The sequence below is a fragment of the Streptomyces sp. NPDC024687 genome (assembly GCF_055559055.1).
In genome coordinates this window covers 50,908-73,679 of record NZ_JBVHLJ010000016.1, presented here as the reverse complement: position 1 = coordinate 73,679, position 22,772 = coordinate 50,908, and the positions used below count along the sequence as shown (strand labels likewise).

Annotated in this window: 19 protein-coding genes, 1 tRNA gene and 1 pseudogene; 12 read left to right on the top strand and 9 right to left on the bottom strand. The window is 67.8% G+C overall.

Going from position 1 to position 22,772, the window contains the following annotated elements:
- Positions 1-17: 17 nt before the first annotated feature.
- Positions 18-1,016, bottom strand: coding sequence for a bifunctional lysylphosphatidylglycerol flippase/synthetase MprF (locus tag ACZ39I_RS39525; RefSeq protein ID WP_467250246.1), 999 nt, complete (start codon positions 1,014-1,016; stop codon positions 18-20).
- Positions 1,017-1,341: 325 nt separating this feature from the next.
- On the opposite strand from ACZ39I_RS39525, the gene ACZ39I_RS39520 reads away from it, so the two are divergent.
- Genes ACZ39I_RS39520 through ACZ39I_RS39495 form a run of 6 tightly spaced genes read left to right on the top strand, consistent with a single transcriptional unit; the run spans position 1,342 to position 9,542 of the window.
- Positions 1,342-2,499: a sulfotransferase family protein gene (locus ACZ39I_RS39520; protein WP_467250244.1), complete on the top strand. Its 1,158-nt coding sequence runs from the start codon at positions 1,342-1,344 to the stop codon at positions 2,497-2,499.
- A gap of 29 nt (positions 2,500-2,528) precedes the next feature.
- The gene (locus ACZ39I_RS39515) at positions 2,529-3,758 is read left to right on the top strand and encodes an ABC transporter substrate-binding protein (RefSeq protein WP_467250242.1); all 1,230 of its coding nucleotides are present in this window, start codon (positions 2,529-2,531) and stop codon (positions 3,756-3,758) included.
- A gap of 42 nt (positions 3,759-3,800) precedes the next feature.
- Positions 3,801-5,516 (top strand): thiamine pyrophosphate-dependent enzyme, encoded by a 1,716-nt coding sequence (locus tag ACZ39I_RS39510; protein WP_467250240.1) that lies wholly within the window; start codon positions 3,801-3,803, stop codon positions 5,514-5,516.
- A gap of 4 nt (positions 5,517-5,520) precedes the next feature.
- Positions 5,521-6,882, top strand: a complete 1,362-nt coding sequence (locus ACZ39I_RS39505) for a cystathionine beta-synthase (protein ID WP_467250238.1) — start codon at positions 5,521-5,523, stop codon at positions 6,880-6,882.
- Between the two features lie 30 nt (positions 6,883-6,912).
- A complete protein-coding gene (locus ACZ39I_RS39500; protein WP_467250236.1) occupies positions 6,913-8,082 on the top strand; it encodes a Glu/Leu/Phe/Val dehydrogenase dimerization domain-containing protein in 1,170 nt (389 codons plus the stop codon).
- A gap of 41 nt (positions 8,083-8,123) precedes the next feature.
- Positions 8,124-9,542 carry a class-II fumarase/aspartase family protein gene (locus tag ACZ39I_RS39495; protein ID WP_467250234.1) on the top strand — a complete coding sequence of 473 codons (1,419 nt, stop codon included), beginning with the start codon at positions 8,124-8,126 and terminating at the stop codon, positions 9,540-9,542.
- A 32-nt stretch (positions 9,543-9,574) separates the two neighbouring features.
- On the opposite strand, the gene ACZ39I_RS39490 is transcribed toward ACZ39I_RS39495, so the two are convergent.
- Positions 9,575-10,324 (bottom strand): SDR family NAD(P)-dependent oxidoreductase, encoded by a 750-nt coding sequence (locus ACZ39I_RS39490; RefSeq protein WP_467250232.1) that lies wholly within the window; start codon positions 10,322-10,324, stop codon positions 9,575-9,577.
- A gap of 116 nt (positions 10,325-10,440) precedes the next feature.
- On the opposite strand from ACZ39I_RS39490, the gene ACZ39I_RS39485 reads away from it, so the two are divergent.
- The 3 genes from ACZ39I_RS39485 to ACZ39I_RS39475 are packed head-to-tail and all read left to right on the top strand — an operon-like array spanning position 10,441 to position 14,028.
- Entirely contained in the window at positions 10,441-11,871 is a 1,431-nt protein-coding gene (locus ACZ39I_RS39485) for a cation:proton antiporter (RefSeq protein ID WP_467250230.1), read from the top strand.
- Positions 11,849-12,787 carry a sulfate adenylyltransferase subunit CysD gene (gene cysD / locus ACZ39I_RS39480; protein WP_467250228.1) on the top strand — a complete coding sequence of 313 codons (939 nt, stop codon included), beginning with the start codon at positions 11,849-11,851 and terminating at the stop codon, positions 12,785-12,787. The genes ACZ39I_RS39485 and cysD overlap by 23 nt, the downstream gene beginning before the upstream one ends.
- A 5-nt stretch (positions 12,788-12,792) precedes the next feature.
- Complete coding sequence (locus tag ACZ39I_RS39475; protein ID WP_467250226.1) at positions 12,793-14,028, top strand: sulfate adenylyltransferase subunit 1; 1,236 nt, start codon at positions 12,793-12,795, stop codon at positions 14,026-14,028.
- Between the two features lie 36 nt (positions 14,029-14,064).
- On the opposite strand, the gene ACZ39I_RS39470 is transcribed toward ACZ39I_RS39475, so the two are convergent.
- Both ACZ39I_RS39470 and ACZ39I_RS39465 read right to left on the bottom strand, forming a co-directional pair.
- The gene (locus ACZ39I_RS39470; RefSeq protein ID WP_467250224.1) at positions 14,065-14,334 is read right to left on the bottom strand and encodes a hypothetical protein; all 270 of its coding nucleotides are present in this window, start codon (positions 14,332-14,334) and stop codon (positions 14,065-14,067) included.
- 56 nt (positions 14,335-14,390) lie between these two features.
- Entirely contained in the window at positions 14,391-15,041 is a 651-nt protein-coding gene (locus tag ACZ39I_RS39465) for a hypothetical protein (protein WP_467250222.1), read from the bottom strand.
- A 513-nt stretch (positions 15,042-15,554) separates the two neighbouring features.
- Here ACZ39I_RS39465 and ACZ39I_RS39460 point away from each other — a divergent pair.
- The 3 genes from ACZ39I_RS39460 (at position 15,555) to serS (ending at position 18,348) form a co-directional block, all read left to right on the top strand.
- Positions 15,555-15,860: a hypothetical protein gene (locus tag ACZ39I_RS39460; RefSeq protein WP_467250220.1), complete on the top strand. Its 306-nt coding sequence runs from the start codon at positions 15,555-15,557 to the stop codon at positions 15,858-15,860.
- Positions 15,861-16,868: 1,008 nt separating this feature from the next.
- A tRNA-Gly gene (locus tag ACZ39I_RS39455) sits at positions 16,869-16,956 on the top strand.
- 111 nt (positions 16,957-17,067) lie between these two features.
- Entirely contained in the window at positions 17,068-18,348 is a 1,281-nt protein-coding gene (serS, locus tag ACZ39I_RS39450; protein WP_467250374.1) for a serine--tRNA ligase, read from the top strand.
- 355 nt (positions 18,349-18,703) lie between these two features.
- Here serS and ACZ39I_RS39445 read toward each other — a convergent pair.
- The 5 genes and pseudogenes from ACZ39I_RS39445 to ACZ39I_RS39425 all read right to left on the bottom strand — a co-directional run.
- Positions 18,704-18,832, bottom strand: a pseudogene (locus tag ACZ39I_RS39445) (MarR family transcriptional regulator); the annotation flags it as partial.
- A 155-nt stretch (positions 18,833-18,987) separates the two neighbouring features.
- Positions 18,988-19,122, bottom strand: a complete 135-nt coding sequence (locus tag ACZ39I_RS39440; protein WP_467250218.1) for a hypothetical protein — start codon at positions 19,120-19,122, stop codon at positions 18,988-18,990.
- 125 nt (positions 19,123-19,247) lie between these two features.
- A complete protein-coding gene (locus tag ACZ39I_RS39435) occupies positions 19,248-19,631 on the bottom strand; it encodes a DUF6009 family protein (RefSeq protein WP_306971812.1) in 384 nt (127 codons plus the stop codon).
- A 190-nt stretch (positions 19,632-19,821) separates the two neighbouring features.
- Entirely contained in the window at positions 19,822-21,360 is a 1,539-nt protein-coding gene (locus ACZ39I_RS39430; protein ID WP_467250216.1) for a DNA primase family protein, read from the bottom strand.
- A complete protein-coding gene (locus tag ACZ39I_RS39425) occupies positions 21,357-22,436 on the bottom strand; it encodes a bifunctional DNA primase/polymerase (RefSeq protein ID WP_467250215.1) in 1,080 nt (359 codons plus the stop codon). Before ACZ39I_RS39425 ends, ACZ39I_RS39430 begins: the two co-directional genes overlap by 4 nt.
- Positions 22,437-22,772: the final 336 nt, after the last annotated feature.

Below are 22,772 nucleotides of genomic sequence, written 5' to 3'. Positions count from 1 at the left end.
AAGCGCGCGTACGCTCGTCACACCGCGTTACAGGCGCGGAAGATGTGCACGAGTGCCGGAATGCTCGCTCCGTTCTGGAAGGCGACGTATTCCGGGAGGATGATGTCGGGGGCCCACTTCTCCTTGTAGGCGAGCTGTGTCTGCGCCGGGTACACCCCTTCGCCGTGCTGCCACAGGTGTCCCATGAACCAGTGGAAGGCCTGGCTGTACCCCGGCAGCTGCGGTCGCACCTGCAGCGACGTGAAGGGCGTGAATCCGAAGTGGAGGTAGCGCGTGCCCTCGGCCTTGAAGGTGTCGATGGCCGTCTTGTTTATCGCCTCCATCACCCCGGGGGGCGCGTCGGGGTGGCGCCGTGTCAGGTCGTGGAGCCAGCCGGCCTGTGCACCGTAGACGGGTGAATAAGTGATGTAGCCGACGAGTTTGCCGTCCAGTACGCCGACGAACAGCCGACGCAGCGGCTGGTACTCGCCGCCGTACTGTCCTATCAGGAACTCAAGCGGCTTCGCCCCCTCGCCCTTGGTTCCGAGCCAGCTCTTGTCCAGCTCCCGCATCTGGTCGTGCCACGGGTCGAGCGGGACCTCGCTGATCTTCAGACCGCTGCGCAGCGAACGGGAGATCTTGTTGCGCAGTTGCATGAACGCCGTGCCACGCAAGGAAAAGCCATCGAGGTCGATGGCGTACGAGGCGCCCATCTGATTGACCGTGAAACCTTGGGCAAGATACGGCTCCGCGTCGGCGCCCTGGAGCTGCACGGTCACGATCTGGCGGCTCTGTTCGTTCGCGAAGGCGACAAATTCCTGAAGCAGGCGCGCGCGGGTGTCAACCGGTGCGAACGGTCCACCGAACTGGACCAGATACCTTCCCGCGGTGCGGTACACGATGACTCCCGGCGAGTCACCCGATTCGAAATAGCTGTTCCCGCTGTTGACCGCGAGGAAGGCACTCGGATTATCTGCGACCGTATATCGCTGAATGGCTTCGAGTGCCCTGTCGGATTCTGTTGTGACGGTAGCCATGCCCACCTCCGTTCTTGTCGGACCATGGCGCCTCAGCATTACGTCAGTTATCGCACAGCTGTCGAGCGCTCCACAAGGCTTTCTTGCGCTCCAACAAGGTCAGTTGTGCGTCAGCGGCATGTCAGGCACAGCCATCTAACATGAGCCTGTCGATGCTGAAGCGACGGGGCAATGAGACTGCGAAAATCGTAGGGGATTCTCTGTGGGGAATTTCCTCTGAAAGTCATCGGCGGCCTGGCCGGCTCCGGCTCGGCGGCGCCGGCCAGATCCGTGTGCCCGGGCACCCATTCGCTGAACCGGAATATCCGTCGGAGGGCAGGAGCGCATGGCTTTGGACACGTCTGATCGTTCGCCGGTGAGCCGTACGGATCTCGATCCGGCGTCGCTGGTGGCCGAAGCGCGTTGCGTCGCGGGAGACGACGGGGAAACGCCGCTGCGCTTCCTGCCGGATCTCATGGAACTGACCAGGGCCCTGGACAGCGAGGCGCGGCTGCACGACCAGGGTCGTGCGCGCGCGCGGGCCGCTCTGGTGTCCGCTCTGGTGACGCAGATCCGTGTCCGGCGCATGACGGCGGCCGTGCCCGAGATCAGCAGCGTTCCCGTCCGTCCGGTGTTCATCACAGGTCTGCTGCGCACGGGGACCACGTTCCTGCAGCACCTGCTCGCCCAGCACCCGGACCTGCGCTCTCCGGCGCTGTGGGAAACGATGACGCCTGCCGCCGCCGAGGAGCCCGATGACCTCATCGCCGCGTGTGAGGCGTACATCGAGGAGTACTACCAGGCGGCTCCGGGCTTCAGGTCCATCCATCTGTTGCAGGCGCGGCTGCCCGAGGAGTGCCATCGGCTGACCGCCAACTCTTTCCGCCACTCGATCTATGCGCTGCGCTACCGCGTACCGGGCTACTCCCGTTGGCTGCGCCGGCAGTCCATGCTGCCGGCGTACCGTTTCCACAAGGACCAGTTGCGCTGCGTGCTGTGGCGCAGGCCTGGCGCGCCGGTGCTGCTGAAGTGCCCCTCTCATCTGTGGCACGCCGAGGATCTGGCTCGGGTCTATCCGAACGCCAAGGTGATCCGTCTGCACCGCTCGCCCGCCGTGGCAGTGCCCAGTGTGTGCAGCCTGACCTCGACTGTGCGTGCCGCACGCTCCGACGCCGTGGACCGCGAGGAGATCGGCCGCTACTGGCTCGACTATGCCGCCGAGGCCCTCAACCGCCTGCGGCGGGGCACCGGGCCGACCGCCACGGCCCCGCTCGACCTGAACTTTCGCGATGTCGTGAGCGATCCACTCGGTGCCGCCGAGCGCGTGTGCGACTACATCGGAGTACCGCTGACTGCTGAGGCCGGTCGCCGCATGACCGCCTTCATGGCGGCGGAGAACGATGCGACGACCGGCCGTCACACCTATGCCCTGGAGGACTTCGGTCTCACCGAGAAGGACTTCGAGGAGAGGTTCGCCCCGTACCGGTCCGAGTTCGGCATCTGAACATTCGCACCGACAGCAGGAGGAATCCCGTGGGCAGTGCCCAAACCACGCACGAGGAACGTGCTCGAAGCAACATCGAGCAGGTCAACAAGCATGCGGGCGCGAATCCGGTCCGCATCGGCATCGTCACCCCGCTGAACGAGCCGGGTGATCCCACGGCGGGCGAGCTGGTCACCCGTGGCGCCTGCCTGGGCGCGGAGTACGTGCGTGAGCACGGCGGCACTCGCGGCGGGCGGCAGATCGAGTTCGTCCTCTACGACGACCAGGCCACGGCCGCGCAGGAGGGCATGGCGAGGTCGTCGGCGGCCCAGATGACCAAGCTCGCCCTGGTGGACGGTGTCGTGGCCGCCATGGGGCAGTGGCATCTGCGCACCACTCCGTGGGTCGTCGATGTGGCGAGCCGCTACGACCTGCCGATCTTCGTCGAGAACGGGCACAGCCTGATCACAGCCCAGAAGCGGCGCAACGTCTTCCGTTCGTACTTCTCGATAGCCGACCGTGTGCCGGTGATGCTCGACTTCGCGGCCTCTCAGGGGATGCGACGGATCGGGCTGCTCGCGGCGGACACCGTCTTCGGGGCGCAGATGGCCGACACCTTGGTCGAGTACGGCACCCAGCGCCATGGCATGGAGTTCCTGCGGTTGGACTTCCCCCAGGACGACACCACTGACTTCCGTCACGAGCTGCGAGCCATCAAGGACTTCGAGCCCGACCTGTTCATCAACGGCGCCGTCATCAAGACCAACTACATGATCGTCGAGCAGGCGGCCGAAGTGGGTCTGCGGCCCGGCATCCCGATGATGGTCACCTTCGGGTTCCCGCTGCGCTCGGACGACTTCTGGCGGCTGAGCGGCGAGAACGGCGTCGGCACGATGTGGCCGGCCATGCGCTACCGGCCGTCCTGGGAGGGGCTCACCGACATCGGGCGGTGGTTCATCGACCGCTACGTCGAGCGCTACGGCGCCTTCCCGCCGGACACCGCGCTGACACACTTCACGGACGTCACCATCATCGCCGCCGCACTGGACGCGGCCCGCTCCGACAGCCGTGAGGATCTCCTCGACGCGCTGGAGACGATGGAGTTCCCCACCTGGCGCGGGCCGCTGCGCTTCGAGCGCGGCCCCGCGCACTGGCACCACAACGCCCCGGAGTTGGCGCTGCTGCAATACCAGAAGTACCAGCAGAGCTTCGACGACTCGGCCATCATCTATCCGCCGCAGACCGCGACTGCCGCATACCTGCCTCCGTCGGCTGCCTGAGCCAGCCGGGTCACCATCCCCCATGTGTCGAGGAGACCGAGCGTGTCGACAGCAGTGACCACCGGCCGGGGCGAACAACTGTCCACTGTGGCGCACACCGTGGCGGCCGGCCTGAGCGGACACGGCGTCGACCGTGTGTTCTGCGTGGCGGGAGAGAGCTATCTGCCCCTTCTCGATGCGCTGTACGACGTGCCGCAGGTCGATGTGGTGACCTGCCGGCACGAGGGGTCGGCGGCGTTCATGGCCCTGGCCGACGCGAAGCTGACCGGGCGGGCCGGCGTCTGTCTGGTCAGCCGCGGGCCGGGGGCCGCCAATGCGGCGGTGGCGGTGCACGCCGCCGCCGAGGACGCCTCGCCCCTGGTCCTGCTGGTCGGTGATGTGCCGGTGCCGGAAGCGGATCGTGAGCCGTTCCAGGGGATCGATCTGGGACGGCACTTCGGCGGCATGGCCAAGGCGGTCTGGCGGCTTCAGGAGCCCGCGGCCGCCGCGGAGTTCGTGACCCGCGCATTCCGTGTGGCCGAGTCCGGAACGCCAGGTCCCGTCGTGCTGGCCGTGGCTGAGGACGTCTGGAACCTGCCCGGCGGGACGGAGGTCCCTTGCCGACGCACGGTCTGCGGGCCGTCCGTCCCCGATCCGCACACCACCGACCGGATACGGAACCTGCTCGCCGCGGCCCGCCGCCCGCTGCTGCTGGTCGGCTCTCGGCTGGAGGGCGCCCAGAGCCGTGCGGTGATCCGGGAGGCGGCCGAACGTCACCAACTGCCGGTAGTGACGAGCAACAAGAACCAGCATCTGCTGTCCAACCGGCATGGTGCCTACGCCGGACATCTGCACAACAACACCCAGGCGAGCCAGTTCGCCGCTTTCGACCGGGCCGACCTGGTGCTGGCGGTGGGCACACGGCTGGACAACAGCACTACCAAGCGCCGCCGGTTCCCGACCGCGGCTCAGCCGTTGGTGCACATCCATCCCGACGCCGGGCGCATCGGTCTTTTCCACCAGCCGACGGTAGGCGTCGCGGCCGATTCGCTGGCGTTCATGCGCCAACTGGCCGACTGGCCAGCCGACGACCCGGACGGGGGCCGGTCGCAGTGGATGGCCGAGCTGCACGAACTCGAGGTGGAAAAGGCCGTCTGGCATCCCGTGCAGGCTGACGACGGTGTGGTCTTCGGAGGCGTGATCTCGGCTTTGGACGAGCTGACCGACGGGGAGGTCACCGTGGTCGTCGACTCGGGCACCTTCACCAGCTGGACCTACCGCCATCTGCGGTTCGGCGAGAGAGGCCGGCTGCTGGGCATCTCCTCCAGCTCCATGGGGTTCGCCGTCGGCGCCTCGGTGAGCGCTGCGCTGCGCAACCCCACGACACCGACCGTGGCCGTGGTCGGCGACGGTGGGTTCCTCATGAACGGAGGCGAACTGATCACCGCCTGCGCCCGCCGCCTGCCGGTGGTGTACCTCATCTCCAACAACAGCAGCTACGGCACGATCCGGCTGCACCAGGACAAGGACTTCCCCGGCCGGACGATCGCCACCGATCTGGCCAACCCCGACTTCGCGGCGCTGGCCAAATCCTTCGGCGCCCTGGGACTGACGGTGAGCACCCCGGCGGACGTCCAGCCGGCACTGGCCAAGGCGCTCGCCTGCGCAGGTCCGGCCGTGATCGAGGTGCGCACCAGCCTGGAGTTCGCCAATGCCTACCGGCGCACAGGCAAGGGTTCGCCGGCCGGGCAAGGCCATGGCGGCAGGAAGGGAAGGTAGCGCTGTGCACGCCCACGAATCCATCATCGACCTGATCGGCAACACTCCCCTGGTGCGGCTGCGGCACGTCAGCAAGGGTCTGACACCGACGATCGTGGCCAAGCTGGAATCCTTCAACCCCGGCGGTTCGGCCAAGGACCGTATTGCGCTGCGCATGATCCTGGCCGCCGAGGAGGCGGGCCTGCTGCGCCCGGGCGGCACCATCGTGGAGCCGACGTCGGGGAACACCGGGGTCGGCCTGGCCCTCGTTGCCCAGCAGCGCGGCTACCGGTGCGTGTTCACCTGCCCCGACAAGGTCTCCCCCGACAAGATCGCGGTGTTGCGGGCGTACGGCGCCGACGTGCGGGTCTGTCCGGCCGCGGTCCCCGTCGACCATCCCGATTCCTACCGGAGCACGGCCGCGCGGCTGGCCGTCGAGATCGACGGGGCATACTCGCCGAACCAGTACGCAAATTCGGCCAACCCCGACTCGCACTACCACACCACAGGTCCGGAGATCTGGACGCAGACCGAAGGACGCGTCACCCATTTCGTCGCGGGCGTAGGAACCGGGGGCACCGTCTCCGGCACCGGCCGCTATCTGAAGGAGGTCTCCCGGGGACGCGTGCGGATCGTCGGCGCCGACCCGGAGGGTTCGGTCTACTCCGGCGGCGCCGGGCGTCCCTACGTCGTCGAGGGAGTGGGCCAGCCCTCGCTGCCGCGGTCCTACGACCCGGAGGTGGCGGACGACATCATCGCGGTGTCCGACCAGGACTCCATCGGCATGACCCAGCGGCTCGCCCGCGAGGAGGGCATCCTCACCGGCGGGTCGGGGGGCATGGCCGTGGCTGCGGCGCTGGCCGTGGCCCGCGGCCTGGGACCCAAGGACGTCGTCGTGGTGCTCATCCCCGATTCCGGCCGCGGATACCTGTCGAAGATCTTCAATGACGAATGGACTCAGCGCTTCGGCTTCACCGACCAGCCCGGGTCAGGGGTTCGGGTCGGCGATCTGCTGGAGCGCCGCGGGCACAGCCGCCCCTTGATGTTCGTGGACCCCGCCGAGAGCGTGGCGGGCGCCGTGAAGCTGATGCGCGAGCGGGGACTGGCCCATCTCCTCGTGGCCGGCGCGAAGCCCCCGGTACGGCTGCCCGAGATCCGCGGCGTCCTCACCGATTCCGGCCTCGCCCGCGGTCTGGCCCAGGGCCGTCTGAGCCCTGATGACGAGGTCGGCGCCCATATGTCCCCGCCCCTGCCGGTCGTCGGCGTCGGCCAGTTGCTGGCAGACGTGATGGACGCCCTCGACCGCGATGGCGCCGCCGTCGCCGTCGCCGGCGGCCTGCCCGAAGCGCTGATCACTACCAGCGACGTCCTGGCCCTCCTTGCATGAGCGACACCGACCAACGGTGAGAGGAACACCATGACACAGATCCTCAGCTACGAGGATTCCGCCGGCGGGGTGCGTGGCTGGCTGGCGTACGACAGCACTTCCGGCTCGCTGGCAGCCGGAGGCTGTCGGATGCAGCCAGGCCTGAACCCCGACGAACTGAGTGCGCTCGCCTCCGCCATGACTCTCAAACAACAGGTCCTCGGGCTCAATGTCACCGGCGCCAAGTGCGGGATCGACTACGACCCCCGCTCACCGGGTGCGCAGCAGGCGTTGGGTGGCTTCCTGTCGTTCCTCCATGACGAGCTGCACCATCGCTTCAGCATGGGCTCCGACATGGGCACCCGGTGGGACAACCTCCAGCAGCTCGCCGCCGCCCGCGGCATCCCCTCCATCAAGTACGCCGTGAAGAAGGCCCAGCGCCTGACCGATGAGGAGTTCTTCGCGCGCATGGCCCGCCTGGACGACCGGGTGGGCATGCTGACGCTCAGCCAGCGGCGGGCGGGTCACGTCCTCGCGCACGCGGCGATCGGCGGCGCCCGTGCCGCAGGCGCGACCGGACCCGTCTGCGTCGCGTTGCAGGGGTTCGGGACGCTCGGCCGTGCCGCCGCGCACGCCTTCCTGGACGAGGGAGTCCGGGTGGTGGCGATCGCCGACGAGCACGGCTGTGTCGCGGATGCACGGGGGCTGGACCTGGCCCGGATGCTGCACAGCAGGCCGGGAACACCCGTCCCGCAGCTCGCTCCCGAGCACGTGCAGCCGGCACGCGAGTCGCTGCTCGCCGTTCCCGCCGACGTATTGGTCCTGGCGGCCGGCGCCGACGCTGTCGACGCGGAATCGGCTGCCGGCCTGCCCTGTCCGGCGGTGGCTGTCGGCGCCAACCACGGCCTGAGCGAGACAACGGAGCAAGCCCTGCATCTGCGCGGAGTGCTGGTGGTGCCGGACTTCATCGGCGGCATCGGCGGCTCCGCCTCGATGGAGCTGCTCTTCGGCCCCGACCGGCCCCCCACCGCCGAGCAGGTACTGGCCGGTTCCGCGCGTCTTGCCCGCCGGCTCGTCGACGACCTGTTCACCACGGCCTGCCAGTACGCCGACACCCCTCGTCACGCCGCGCTGCGTCTGGCGGCGCGCACCGAGATCGACGCGGACGCGCCTGCGTACGGCCACTGCCCGTACCTCACGACCAGCGGCGCCCGCGCCTGATCCGCGCCCATTCGCCGGGTACCAGTTCACAAGGGGAAGACATGAGCCCTCATCCGCAACTGCACACCGCACACGAATCCTGTCGCCACGAACGCGGCCACATCACCGACTCCCGGTTCTACGGGAACCGCTACGCCTCCCCCGACAGCCGCCGGATCTTCTGCGACGTCTGCCGCAATCAGCGCTGGCTTGACATCGAAGCGGCACTGGCCCAGGCGCAGGGTGAACTCGGCCTGATCCCGCAGGACATGGCGGACATCATCGCCAGCAGCGCGCGCATGGAACTCATCGACCTCGATGCCGTACAGCGCGAGATCGACGCCTCCGGGCACTCGCTCGTCGGTCTGCTGCGCGTCCTCGAGGCGGCCTGCGGCCCCGAGGCGGGACAGTTCATCCACTACGGCGCCACGACCCAGGACATCCAGGACACCGGGCAGAGCCTGGAGATCCGTGACGTGCTCGACGTTCTGCAGCCTCAACTGGCCGCGCTCATAGCTCAATTGGCGGATCTGGCCGGGCAGCACGCGGACACGGTGGCACTGGGCCGCACGCATGCCCAGCCCGCTCTGCCCATGAGCTTCGGGCTGAAGGTGGCCGGCTGGACCGACGAGCTCCTGCGCCACCACGACCGCCTTGCGCAGCTGCGTGAGCGCGTCGTGGTGGCGCAACTGTTCGGCGGGGCGGGCACCATGGCGGGATTCGGCGACCTCGGGCCCGCCGTTCTGGAGCGGTTCGCCCACCGCCTGGGACTCGGGGTGCCGACGACCGGCTGGCACGCCGCGCGTGACAGGCCGACGGAGTTCGTCCTCGCCCTGGCGATGGTCACCGGCACCCTCGCCCGGATCGCGGACGAGCTGCGTACGCTGTCCAGGCCGGAATTCGCCGAGGTCGCCGAGGCCTGGCGGCCGGGCAAGGTCGGCAGCAGCACTATGCCGCACAAGCGCAATCCCGAGCGCCTGGAGCAGGTCGTGGTGATGGCCCGGCTGGCGAACGCACAGGCCGGCGCCGCCCTGTCGGCGATGATCGGCGACCACGAGCGCGACGCGCGCGCCCTGCGCATCGAGTGGGCCTGCATACCCGACATCGCACACTACTGCCTGGCCGCATGCGGCATGCTGACGGAGAGTGTCACCGGGCTGCTGGTCCACACCGACCGGATGCGTCACAACACCGAGGCCGCCGCCGACAAAATCATGTCCGAGCGGCTCATGCTGACGCTGGGTAAGCACATCGGCAAGCAGCGCGCCCACGAACTCGTCTACGAACTCACCCAGCGCGCACAACAGGAAGGCCGGCTCGTGCGCACCCTTGTGGAGGCGTACCCCCAGATCAGCGGAAAGCTGGGGCCGGACGAACTGGATGAGATCTTCGACGCGGCCAGCTACCTGGGCTCCTCCTCCGTGCTGACCGGCCGCGCCGTGGCCGAAGCCCGCAAGTCGCTTGCCGTGGACCCTCTGTGAACGCTCTCGCCACTTCGGCCACGGGCTCCTGCTCAGCCTCGTCCGGTCACTGCGCCCCCGTTGATCTGGAGGATCTGGCCGGTGATGAATCCGGCGGCAGGGCCGGCCAGGTGTGCCACCGTCGCGGCCACCTCCTCGACGGTGCCGCCGCGGCCGGCCGGCGCCTGCCGGGATCGGTCGGCGTGGAACTGCTGGGACATGCGCTCACCGTAGAACTCGGTGTCCTGGATGTAACCGGGGGCGATGACGTTGACGGTGATCCCCTCGGGCGCCAGCCGCACGGCAAGTTCCGTCGACCAGGGGTGCAGTGCGGCCTTGGCGGCGCCGTAGGAGCCCGAGCCGCGCAGGGCCGCGATGGAGCCGATGGTGAGGACGCGGCCGCCGGGGCGGCTCAGCGCCGGCATGAGGGCGTGTGTCAGCAGCACGGCGGGAAGCACGTTGCCGGTGACGTTGACGAGCCAGTCACGGCGGACGTCGGCGAGGTCTTTCGACGCAGTAGGGGCGAAGTTCCCGCCGGCGTTGTTGACCAGGACGTCCACGGTGCGGCCCGTGGACGTGATGTCACCCGCCGCTCGCTCCACGTCCTGCGGCACGGTCAGATCCGCCTGCACGGCCCGGGCCCGCTCGGCCCCCAGCTTCTCGTTCAGCTCGGCGGCGGCCGCCGCCAGGCGGTCCGCCCGGCGCCCGATCATCACAACGTCGGCCCCCTCGGCCGCCAGAGCCTCGGCCACCGCCCTGCCGATGCCGGTGGCCGCGCCCGAGACAACTGCGAGTCTGCTCAACCTGGGTTCCTCCCCCCGCCGACCCTCTGCCGGCGCCGTGCGCCCCTGCCTGGTCCCCCGGCCGTGTCGCACCGTTCGCTGTACCGGCCTGTACCGCTTCCTGAGGATGCTCGGTCATGAGGCGCTATCTCGGTGTCTACTCGTTCATCGTACTGGTACCGGTTGTCACGGCGATGTGCATACTCAGCAGGCTGGCGCACGGTTCCGCCAGCGGCGCCGCTGGCGTCGGCTCCGGTTCCGGCGGTGACCTGCAGCTGTACCGACTGCTCGTGGCCACCTCGGTCGTGGTCGGCGCCGCGGCGCTGGGCGGAGCGGTCGCGCGGCGGTGCGGCCAGCCCGCGGTCGTCGGTGAGTTGGTGACCGGTCTGGTCCTGGGCCCCTCCGTGCTCGGCGGGATCGCGCCCCGGGCGCAGGAGTGGCTGTTTCCCACCTCGGTCCTGCCACACCTGAACACACTGGCCCAGTTCGGCGTGGTGTTCTTCATGTTCCTGGTCGGAGCGGAGGTCCCCTCGGGCACGCTACGCAAGAGCGGGCCCGTGGGATTCCTCATCGGCCACGCCTCGATCGCCGTGCCCTTCCTCGCGGGCCTGCTCATGGCCTGGTGGCTGCACGGGCGATATCCCCCGGCGCATGCGAGCGAGACGGCCTTCCTGCTGTTCGTCGCGCTGTCCTTCTCCATCACCGCGTTCCCCGTACTGGCGCGAGTGCTGTCGGAGCGTCGGCTGCTGCGCACCCCGATCGGTGTGACCGGGCTGACCGCGGCGGGGGTCGGCGACGCCACCGCCTGGGGCCTGCTCGCGGTGGTGATCGCCATCGTGCGGGGCACGTCGCTGACCGCCGCCTGTCTCGCGGTGGTGTTCGTGACTGCTTTCGCGCTGGTGATGTGGATGGTCGTCAAACCGCTGGTGACCAGGGCGGTGGCACGAGCCGAGCGCAATCGACTTTCGCCTGACGGCCTGTGCGCCGCGCTGGTGTGCCTGATCCTGCTTTCCGCGCTGGCCACCGACCGCATGGGGGTGCACGCGATCTTCGGCCCCTTCATGGCGGGCGTCATCATGCCGCGCAGCTCTCCCCTGATCAGTGAACTGAGCCGCAAGATCCAGGGCGTCACGGTGTGGCTGCTGCTGCCGCTGTTCTTCGTGACCGTCGGTCTGCAGACCACGTTGAGCACGCTGAACGGCACCGGTCCCTGGCTGACCTGTCTGCTGATCACTGTGGTGGCTGTCGTGGCCAAGATGACCAGCGCCTCCGCCACCGCACTCGCGATAGGCGGCCACACCCGACGCGAGGCGCTGGCGCTCGGGGCGATGATGAACTGCCGTGGGCTGACCGAACTCGTCGTCCTCAGCCTGGGCCTCGAGCTGGGCGTTCTGGATGAGCAGTTGTTCGCGATGTTCGTGTGCATGGCACTGGTGACAACCGCCATGACCGGGCCGCTCCTGCGCCGGCTCCTCCCGGCGTCGGCTGCACCAGCGCCCGCCGACCACAGTGACCAGCTTCCCCCCGCGAAGGAAGTGAACCGTGATGCCCACCTCCATCGACCGTGACACACCCCGTGCCATACCGGCTGTGGACGTCGAACACCTCGCCACCCTTGAGGCGGAGGCGATTTTCATACTCCGCGAGGTCGTCGCGGAATCGGAACGGCCGGCCCTGCTGTTCTCCGGGGGCAAGGACTCGATCGTGATGCTCCATTTGGCGCAGAAGGCCTTCGCGCCCGCACGGATACCGTTCCCGCTGGTGCATGTGGACACCGGGCACAACTTCACCGAGGTGCTGGAGCTCAGGGACAAACTCACCGCTGAACTGGAGGCGCAGCTCATCGTAGGCAGCGTGCAGGAGGCGATCAACTCCGGCCTGGTCGTCGAGCCTGATTCCGGCATGCGCAACGCGATCCAGACACCCGTCCTGCTCCAGACGATTGAAAGGCACCGTCTCACCGCCCTGTTCGGCGGCGCCCGCCGGGACGAGGAAAAGGCCAGGGCGAAGGAACGTGTCGTCAGTTTCCGTGACGACTTCGGTCAGTGGAATCCCAAGAGCCAACGGCCCGAACTGTGGTCCTTGTACAACTCCCGCATCCGTCCGGGCGAGTCGATCCGGGTGTTCCCCCTGTCCAACTGGACCGAACTGGACATCTGGCACTACATCCAACGGGAGGACATCGAGCTCCCAGCGCTGTACTACGCCCACGAGCGGTCCGTCGTGAACCGAGACGGGATGCTGTACGCGATCCACGAACACCTGCCCGTCCGGCCCGGCGAAGAGCCGTACATCGCGCAGGTGCGCTACCGCACCATCGGAGACGCCTCATGCACCGCCGCCGTCGGCTCCGGCGCCACGACGGCGGCGGACGTCATCCAGGAGATCCTCACCACCCGGCTGACCGAGCGCGGAGCCACACGCGGTGACGACAAGGTCAGCGAATCGGCCATGGAAGACCGCAAGCGCGAGGGGTATTTCTGATGAACATGCTGCGATTCGCCACCGCCGGTTCGGTGGACGACGGGAAGTCGACCCTGATCGGCAGGTTGCTGTATGACTCGAAGTCGCTCTTCGACGATCAGCTGTCCGCGATCGAGGCCGTCTCCAGCGCACGCGGCGACGACTACACCGATCTGTCCTTGCTCACCGACGGACTTCGCGCGGAACGCGAACAAGGGATCACCATCGACGTCGCCTACCGATATTTCTCGACGCCGAGACGCAAATTCATCGTCGCCGACACTCCAGGGCATACCCAGTACACCCGCAACATGATCACCGGAGCCTCCACGGCCGACCTGGCGCTCATCCTGGCTGACGCGCGGAAGGGACTGGTGGAACAGAGCCGCCGGCACGCGTTGCTGTGCACCCTGCTGGGCGTCCGGCACCTGGTCCTGTGCGTGAACAAGATGGACCTCGTCGACTTCAGCCAGGCGCAGTTCGAGGAGCTGCGTGCGGAGTTCACTGACTACACCGCCGAGATCGGCGCGCGAGATGTCACTGTCATCCCTGTGTCGGCGCTGCGGGGCGACAACGTCGTACACCCCTCGCCGGACATGCCATGGTATGACGGCCCTGCTCTGCTCACGCACCTGGAGAACGTGCCCGCCACATCTGTCACGGACTCCCTGGGTGCCCGGCTACCGGTCCAGTACGTGATCCGGCCGCAGTCCACTCGCGTCACCGACCACCGCAGCTATGCCGGCCAGATGGCTGCCGGTGTGCTGCGTACCGGCGACGAGGTGCTGGTCCTGCCCTCCCGTGCCACCACTCGAATCACCAGGATCAACTCGCCCAGCGGCTCCGTTCCGGAAGCCCGCCCGCCCATGTCCGTGACGATCGAGCTCGCCGACGAACTCGACATCTCCCGCGGGGACCTGCTATGTCACCCGCACGACGCTCCAGCGGTCTCCCAGGATTTGCAGGCCCTGGTGTGCTGGATGGACGAGAGCCAGGCCCTTGACCCGACCCAGAAGTACGCGGTCAAACACACCACGCGCACGGCGCGCGCCATGGTGCGGCAGCTGGGGTACCGGCTCGACATCAACACTTTGCGCGAAGAGCCGGCCACGAGCCTTGCCGTCAACGAGATCGGCAGTGTCAGTCTTCGCACCACCGTCCCGCTGGCGTTCGATTCCTACCGACGGAACAGAACGATGGGCGGATTCATTCTGATCGATGAGTCCACAAACCGTACCGTGGGGGCCGGAATCGTCACCTGACTCAGGCGCCTCCAGGGATTCACTCGTCCTTACTGTTCACGTGTGCAGTTCCCTTACCAAAGGGTCCTTGTCCGGCGAATAAGCGCCGAAGCCGCCCTCGCTCAACAGGCGAATTAGACGTTGCCATTCCGCGAGCTCACAGTCCAGATACGTCTGACGCCAAAGAGATTCAAGACAGTACGCCTTCGGCAACCGCTGCCGTGCATCCCGTAAACCGGCTTCCGTGATCGTCGCGTCCCCATGACTCATACCCGTGGCCTGCTTCTGAACCGCTTTCCGCGCCGAGTCGTCCAAATGCTCAGTCATCGCATCCTCCGCTACTGAAATACAGCTCTTCCCGCGCCCCCCAGGACCACGGCGAGTCACTCACAGTGACTACGGAGAACTTGCAGCTTGGCTTCGCAGCGCGCATATTCACCGAAGAGGGGCAACAATGCCTTTCGCAGTTCTGCCTCCTCCAGCAGCCCTCGGGTGCACAAGGCGCTCAGATACCGGGCGGCACTCCGGGATCGCTCGCACACCACCTGCCAGATAGCAAACACCTCCGCACCACCCTTGGTGTCGTGCGAGGGCAACTCGTGCTGGCGAACACCGCCCGGCGAAGAAGGCTCCTCGGTATACGCAAGGAAATCCAGTTCATGGCTCGTCAGTTCCCGCAGGAGCCGGGTAACCGTTCCATCAGGTTTGAGCATGGCGGCGGCCTTGTCGAGTTGCAGGTCCGCTAATTCCTCACAGTGGCTTCCCACCGCCATGCGATAAGCGGCAACAGCGTCCAGCATCACACGGGTGTCTTCCTTAAGTGCTCTTTCATATTCTGGCATGGGAAGCCTCCGTATCGGTTGACCAAGCGGATTTCGCTCGATCGCGGAGCCACCACAGCGTCGAGGCTCGCACCACGTAGTGCGCCCCTGATGGTCGATACGGGGGACGAAATCGACCATCAGGGGCAGAATCAGGTGCTTTTGGCAGTCAACGATGCGCCCGACGACACCTAGCAATAATCGCTTCTGCACGTTTGACCACCTCTTCGAGCACGTCTTGATTATGGCAGCTGCCCCGCCTCCGCACCGGCAGGATTGCGACAACATCACCCTGCCCCTGAACACGACGCCCCCACAGCTGCGTTACCGGGGCAGGGCTGTTGCAAAGTCTCTTTGGCAGGTGAAGTGCTGGTCACGGCGTGGTGATGACGTCCCTGCGGCCCGATACGAACAGATCGAGATTCCCGTTCCGGACGGATGACCTTGCCGTTCAGAACCCGGAGCCTCGATGTGATGTACCGTCATCGGCCGCTGTCCATCTCGTCAAATCGCCTGTGCTGAGCCGGCGTTCGGGGCTGTCGCTGGCCGAGCGGCCGGTCAACTGCCGGACTCGCGCCGTCGTCGCGACGTGCGTCACCCGTTCGGGGCAGTGCCTGTTGATCGCCGCCTCGGCGGTGCCGGCGGGCGCGCGTTCGTACGCGGCGATCGGGCAGTGGGCCCGCAGCGCTCCGCAACAGGCTCTGACCCGGTGCGGTAGCACGCCTGATGACCTCGTTGAACGCGCGCATCGCGCCCTCCGCGGCGACGATCCGCGGCATCATCGCCGGTGCCTACCCGGGCGGCCCCGCCGACTGGCCGGCGCCGACCCGAGCCAGGCGGAGCCGGTGGCCGCGGACCCGCTTCGCCGCCTTGTCGGCCCTTTTCGACCTGGCCGGGATCGTGGTGACGGCCGACGCTCTTCACACCCGGCGTGACCACGCTACGTTCCTGGGCGAGGCGAAGAAGGCGCGCTACGCGTTCACCGTAAGGAACCGGCCCACGTTGCACGAGCGCCTGCGCACCCTGCCCTGAGAGCAGGCCACCGCAAAGTTCTGCGACCGCAGCGAGGGCCACGGCCGCAAAGAAGCCCGGTCGTCCAGATCTTGATCATCGCGGACCTGGACTTCCCGCGCGCCGCTCAGATCGCGAGGATCACCCGGCACCGCACCAGCCTGAAGACCGGGAAACGGACCCGTGAGACCGTCTACACGATCACGGATCTCACCACAGGCGTGAACAGATCGCACGACTCGTCAGAACTTCGTCCACGATGTCACCTTCGACGAGGACCACTCCCAAGTCCGCATCGGTCACGGCGCGGAGAGTATGGCCCCCCCTGCGCAACCTCGCGATCAACAAGCTCCGTGAGCACGGCCGCACCAGCGTCGCTGCGGGCCTCCGTGAGGTGTCCTGCCAGCCCTTCACCCGGCCAGGTCGACCTGCTGGGCATGCCCCCGTTGCGAGCAACTACACCAAGACCAGTGGACATAAAGGCCCTGGTTACCGTGGGTAGAATGCAGAATTCCGCCATATAGCGGGATAGAACGAGTCAACTCCCCGCTGCTGCAGATTTGTTCGCCGTCTTCGCACGACGCTACTTCCGGTCGGCGCTCCCAGACGGCCCAGCTCGGTGGCCTGGGCTCACGGGGAGGTGTCCGGGTCCCGATGCCTGGCTCGCCGCGGAGCCCGCCTGGACGCGCTGGTGCGCTACGGCCCGCGAGTTATTGATCACTATGTGCGCAGCTGCCGCAGGCGACACGACATCAACTGCACACGCGGATCGCCCGTGACCGCAGGGGTGGCGGCAGCACCCGGAGCGACGGCGGACGTCACGCTTGCCTTGGGGACCCGGTGATCGCCACGACCCGGCGCTTCGCCGACTTCGTCCTGCGGACCGCGGGGCCGCTGGCGCGCCCGCTCGGGAAGGGCTCTGGGACCTGAAGGCCGTGCTGTCAGTGGGGAGTCAGGAGGCGGTCAGAGCCATGGGGGCAGACTATTCACCAACAGCGCGACGGCGAATGGATCGCGGAAACGCTATAGGGAGAGGTGCCCGTAGTGGCCTATCGGGGTCCGGGTTTCCAACTCGGTCGGGCTTCGGCCCACGCAGGTTCGAATCCTGCCCTCTCCGCACTCTCTGGGGACTGCCCTGTATGTCATGGCCCGGCCGGTCCTCGTCGGCACAGGCCTCGACCGGCTGGCCCGATTGCTCGAAAGGGCCCTCGTCGCGCAAGGAGACATCGTGCACGACCCTCAGGAGCTGCTGCGTCCGGACACCCAAGCCGAACAACGGCTGAGCAGACGGCGTTATGTCCTTGACACGGACACCTTGAAAAAGCTCGTTCAGCGGCGCGCAGAGGCCATCGTGCACAAAAACTCCCTGCGTGGACGACTCAACTCAGTCACCCGCAAGCTGGCGGAGCAACGCGGTGCCAGGGATCAAAACGACCTCGACACCGCGAAAGAGCTGAAGCGCCAGGTCCAGCTGGCCGATGAAGAACAGCGAGTCGCCGACAGTGAGTTGACTACCTTCCTGCTGGCAGTGCCCAATGTTCCCTCGAGCGAGGCCCCTGAGGGCGGCCCGGATGACCGGCCAGTCGAGATCCGGCGGTGGGGACGCCAGCCGACCTTCGATTTCGAACCGCGCGACCACGTCGATCTGGCCACGTCCGCAGGCCTCCTCGACCTGCCTCGGGCCAGCAAGCTGTCCGGATCCCGCTTCGCGGTGTTTCGCGGCGCAGGCGCGCGGCTCGAACGCGCGCTAGCCTCCTTTCTGCTGGATCTGCACACCGAAGAACACCGATACATCGAGCACAGCGTCCCGCACCTCGTGACACCGAAGACGATGACGGGAACGGGCCAGCTGCCCAAGTTCGCTGACGACCTGTTCGCCACCAAGGTCGCGGACCGTGACCTGTATCTGATCCCCACTGCAGAAGTGCCCCTGGTCAACCTCTACGGCAAAGAGACTCTGGGTGCGGACGACCTCCCGCTGAGCCTCACGGCCCACACGGCGTGCTTCCGCTCGGAGGCCGGGTCCTACGGCCGGGACACCCGCGGAGTGATCCGCCTCCACCAATTCGCCAAGGTGGAACTTGTACGTCTGTGTCTCTTGCAGGACGCGGAAGAACAGCTCCGACTCCTGCTGTCCCACGCTGAAGAGTGCCTCCAACGCCTCGGTCTGCACTATCGGGTCATAGACCTTCGCGCGGGCGACCTCGGCTTCTCCGCCCGCCGTACCTACGACCTTGAGGTCTGGCTGCCGAGCCAACAGTGTTTCCGCGAGATCTCCTCCGTATCCGACTGCGGAGACTTCCAGGGACGCCGGGCCGGCATACGGGTCAAGCGGGGTGACACGAAGGAGTACGCGGCCACGCTCAACGGCTCGGGACTTCCCATCGGTAGGACAGTGGTAGCAATCCTCGAACAGAAGCAGCGCGCCGACGGCTCGATCGAGATCCCTCCTGCCCTCACTCCCTATACCGGGTTCCACACGATCAACCCCGACGGAACGACCCACTGAGCCTCTTTCATCCTGAGTGGTCGCAGGTCAGTAGCCTCGGTCTTTCGTGACGGTCCGCCGACCGAGTCGGGGCTCGTCAGCGGCGCTCATCAATCGACCGGTTGTCGGACAACGGCTCGACGGCCGCCGGCTGCCGCTGGTGCGCGATCAGAAATGCCGTTCACGGTGCACTGTCGCCAACAATGGCGACGTCCCGGCGGCCGAGCGCCGTGCCGGTGGCGGCGACCATCTTGCGCAGCACGGGCGGGGTGGCGGCGGCCGCTCGGCGGGGCCGATGGCGCGGGTCATTGCTCTTCTTGCGTTCTGCCTCGTGGCCATTGATGCGGCCGGCGGCGGCACGGGGCCGGCGCGTGGCTCAGAGGGTGCTGTCCGTGGGGGCCTCGGGCTTCGTGTAAAGGACCTCGCGGGCCTGCTCGGCGGCGCGGGCGATGCTCTTGGAGACGAAGTCGAGGAAACGGGCGATGTTCTCCATGCGGGCGGCGGCGAGGCGGCTGCTGCCGTCGACCACGACGTGGGTGTGTCTGGGTCGAGGTCGGCTTCGCGCTGCGGGTTGGCCTTGATGTAGCCATCGCGGTTCATGACCGTGATGGCTTGCTTCTGGCCGTGAGTCTTCAGGCTTCCCGCGAGGTCGGTGAGGTCTCACAGAGCGGAGCGTGGGTTGTCCGGGTTGGGGCTGATGCGGTGGACGGGGAGCTCGGTGGGCGGGGCGACGCCCTCGGTGGGGACACCGGTGGCTGCGGCTACGGCTTGGCGGCGGGCGCTGACAGTGCGCACTCCCCCGCCAAAGCGTCCGGAGCCGAGCTGATCGGCCTTAGCACACCCACCGCCGTCGCGATCCGGGCGATGTCGCTGATCATCTGCTCTCCCCCGTCGCCACCTGAGTTGGTAGCTGCAGACCGTCAGGAGCGGGAGCCGGTTATGGCGGCCGGCCCGCTCTGGGAGCGTGGGGTCTTCTCCCCCACTTTCTTCACCTCGATGGTGCGTGGGTCGACGGCTTCGCCGGGGGCGCCTTCGCGGTAGAGGCCTCCGGGGAGGCTGTCGCGGTCGTGCGGGAGGAGGAAGAAGACGCGGCGCTTGTACAGGCCGCTGTCGGGGTCGGGTTCGGCCTGACCGTCGAGGAGGGCGTAGCCGACCATGCGGCCGTCGCGTGCGTAGGGGGGTTTGGTGTTGCGGCGGCGGGTCTTGTCGAGGGCTTGGCGGACGTAGTCGAGGTGTTCGGGGTCTTCCAGCCACACGATGTCTTCTTCGTGGGTGAGATCGCCCTCGGTCAGTAGCGAGCTCATGGCTGTAGCCCCTCCTTTGTCTGCTGGGCCCGGTTGCGGCCCGCCTCGTGGTGTGGTGAGCCGCCCGCTGCTGGACGTGGCCCTGCGGCTCCATGGTAAGTCGGGCGGATGAGGCCGGGTAGGCGCTGCTGGTCCTGCCGCGGTCCGGGGCCGGTGGGCGGCAGTTCGTCGGAGGGGCGCGGGGGTTGGTTCATGACGGGGTGTCCAGCAGGGCGAGGCCGGGGTAGTACTTGCGGCCGTTGGATTTGATCATGTCGGTGGGTGAGGCGAGGCCGACTTCCTGGCGGACGCGCGTGGCGAAGGCGCGGGTGCCGGCGGGGCGGATGCCTTCGCCGGTGCTGCACCAGGACGCGTAGGCGGTGTACAGCAGGCCTTGTTCGACGCGGAGGTCGGGCTGGGCGTCGATGTCGCGGGTGCAGCATTCGGTGAGGAAGCGGCCGATGTGGTCTTCGGTGTTGGCGTACGCGCTGGTGGCGATACGGACGCGGTCGGGGCCTTCGAGGTTGTCGCGGGTGGTGAGGTAGCGGCGGGCGCCCTCGATGAGCCATTGCAGGATGCCGGGGCCTTCGTCGCGGACGAGTTCGAGCGCCAGGTTGTCGATCTTGCGGTGGTCGGGGACGGTCCGTTCGAAGGGCAGCAGGCGGATGCGGCGCCAAAAGGCGAAGCCTCCGTTGCTGACCTCGGGGCGGTGGTTGCCCAGCAGCCACAGGTGGTGGGTGGGACTGAAGGAGAAGTAGTCCTGGCGCATCCTGCGGGCCTTGATCTTCTCTCCGCCGGTCAGGAGCTTGACTCTCGCCTCGTCGAACTTGTCGTTGGGCTTGAGCTCGCTGCAGACGATGAGCCGGCGGCCGTGGAGTTCGGTGAGTTCCGTGGAGTGCTCGGAGAACGCGCCGCGGTCCATGAGGAAGCCGGGCGGGGCGGCGTCGGCGTAGTCGCCCAGGATCTGGATCATGACGTCCAGCAGGACGCTCTTGCCGTTCTTGCCGTGACCGTGGAGGAAGGGCAGGACCTGGGCGCCGACATCGCCGGTGATGGAGTAGCCGAGCAGCAGGTGCAGGAAGTCGATCATTTCCTGGCCTTCGGCGTCGTCGCCGAAGGTGTCGTGCAGGAAGCGGTGCCAGCGCGGGGTCTCGGTCTGCTGGGGGGCGACGCTGGTGGCGCGGGAGTGGAAGTCGCGGGTGGGGTCGGGCTTGCGCAGCAGTCCGGTGTTCAGGTCGACGACGCCGGCTGGGGTGCACAGAGCGTAGGGGTCGCCGTCGAGGGTGTCGGGGTCGACGGACAGGTCGGGTGATGCCTTGGCCTGGGTGAGGAGGGCCTTCATGCCGGTGGTCGACAGGGTGCGCTTCTTGTGGTGGTGGAGTTCGCGGTCGCTGAAGATTCCGCGGGGGTCGGTGTCGGGCATGTCCTCGGCCATCTCGCCGGCAGCCCATAGAGCGGCCTTCTCGCCGCCGGTGCGCTTCCAGCGGTAGCCGTCCCAGCAGAACCAGCCCAGGCCTTCGACGTGGCGGAACTGATCGCGGTAGAGCTTGACGAACAGCTTGGCGTTGCCGCGGTCGGTGAGGGTTGCGGGCAGGGGTGCCGGCAAGGCCCAGGACGGTGTCGGCGTGGCGAGGGGGGAGGTGTGGGCCTGGGCGGGCAGGGCGGTCGGCGGCTGGTGTGTCTGTTCGAGGTCCAGCATCTGCTGGGCAGCGGCGGTGGCGTCGAAGCGCGGCGTCTCGGCGCTGCTCATGAGCGTCCTTCGAGGTGGAGCGGGCGGGCGGACCCGGCGGCGAGGGCGTCGTCGATGATGCGTTCGTTGCGTGTGCTTTGCCAGGGGCGCGCGGTCTCGGCGGCCTCGCGCAGCAGGGTGCGCGCGGTGTGTTCGTCGAGGTGCCCGGCGGCCGCCAGTCCTCCGGCCGTGTAGGCGGCCTTGTTGAGCTTTTCGGTGAAGGCGGCCCCCTCGGGCAGGGCGGCGCAGTCGGTGACCTCCAGCAGCAGCGGGTCCAGGACGCGGTGCGCGCGCACGGGCGTCCTCGGTCTGCGGCTACGCGGGATCACGGGCCGGGACGAGGCTGACGGCCGCTGGATGGTGTGTCCGGTCCGCACGAGTTCCTCGCCCAGCCACTCGGGCAGTGGCGCAGGCAGATGGGAGGGCCCCTCCCACCGGTAAGTGCCGTGCGTGGTACGGGTGGTGGGGGCGACGATGTAACCGCCGTCGGCCCGGACATCAACCTGCCAGGCCAGCGCGGTCTTGGTGCTGGACCCGGTAGAGCAGCGGAACCTGATGGCAGGGTGGGGGTTTCGGTACCACACGTGCAGTCCGCCGGAGGGCGTACGCACACGCAGCGTGCTGTCGTCGTCCGCCGGACTGGGCTGGCCACGCAGTGCGGCCAGAAGCGCCAGGGTGTCGAAGCCGGAGGCCAGGCCATCCAGATTCACGGAGTCGTGGATGGCGATCCCGGGCAGAAGCCGGCTGCGGTCCGGGACCGGTGCGGCGTGAGCGTCGATGTCGATGACGACCAGGTCGGCACCGCCGCAGGCCACGCCGACGCCCCAGGAAGGGTGAGCGGACCACCAGGCGTCGATGCGCGTCGTGCTGGTCGTCGCGGCGTGGAATCCGTGGCAGGGGCGGCCGGCGGGGATACAGGCGCATCCCGCGGGCGGGTGGTGCTTGTCCTTGCAGTCCGGGCAGTTGGCGGCGGGTGTCTTGCGTCCGGTCGCCAAGGGGTGGACCGGCCAGCCCTGTTCGGCACACCAGCGGGCCACGGCGTGGGGTGCGACCGCCCGCTCAGTGGCGGGCACTCTCGTCACGTCGGGGCCGGGCACGCGTCTGTCCTTCGGTAAGGGGCTTGTCCTGCGGTCCCTGCCTGGCCGACCCGGCGGGGCGGGCGCGTGCTGAAGTGAGGGACCAAAGGGACTGTAGGGACTGGCTTTCGGAAGAGAGTGTAGGTCCCCCGAGCGGGGACAGGTCGCAGCTCCCCCGCGTGGCGCCGTATCTGTTTTCGGGTCCCTACGGTCCCTTGAGTCTCTGAAGAGAGACCAGAATGCGCGACATGTGACCGCAATGCCCTAAATGAGAGTGTCTCGAGGGACCGTGATTCCTCTATCGGCAGCCCTGGAGAAGCATCGACGGCACAGGGACTCAAGCAGTCCCGGATGGCG

Coding starts and splice junctions, on each gene's coding strand:
- ACZ39I_RS39470 (WP_467250224.1), bottom strand. CDS start 14,334: ATGACTGAGCATTTGGACGACTCGGCGCGGAAAGCGGTTCAGAAGCAG.
- ACZ39I_RS39525 (WP_467250246.1), bottom strand. CDS start 1,016: ATGGCTACCGTCACAACAGAATCCGACAGGGCACTCGAAGCCATTCAG.
- ACZ39I_RS39495 (WP_467250234.1), top strand. CDS start 8,124: ATGAGCCCTCATCCGCAACTGCACACCGCACACGAATCCTGTCGCCAC.
- ACZ39I_RS39485 (WP_467250230.1), top strand. CDS start 10,441: ATGAGGCGCTATCTCGGTGTCTACTCGTTCATCGTACTGGTACCGGTT.
- ACZ39I_RS39475 (WP_467250226.1), top strand. CDS start 12,793: ATGCTGCGATTCGCCACCGCCGGTTCGGTGGACGACGGGAAGTCGACC.
- ACZ39I_RS39435 (WP_306971812.1), bottom strand. CDS start 19,631: ATGAGCTCGCTACTGACCGAGGGCGATCTCACCCACGAAGAAGACATC.
- ACZ39I_RS39520 (WP_467250244.1), top strand. CDS start 1,342: ATGGCTTTGGACACGTCTGATCGTTCGCCGGTGAGCCGTACGGATCTC.
- ACZ39I_RS39430 (WP_467250216.1), bottom strand. CDS start 21,360: ATGAGCAGCGCCGAGACGCCGCGCTTCGACGCCACCGCCGCTGCCCAG.
- ACZ39I_RS39460 (WP_467250220.1), top strand. CDS start 15,555: ATGACCTCGTTGAACGCGCGCATCGCGCCCTCCGCGGCGACGATCCGC.
- ACZ39I_RS39500 (WP_467250236.1), top strand. CDS start 6,913: ATGACACAGATCCTCAGCTACGAGGATTCCGCCGGCGGGGTGCGTGGC.
- cysD (WP_467250228.1), top strand. CDS start 11,849: ATGCCCACCTCCATCGACCGTGACACACCCCGTGCCATACCGGCTGTG.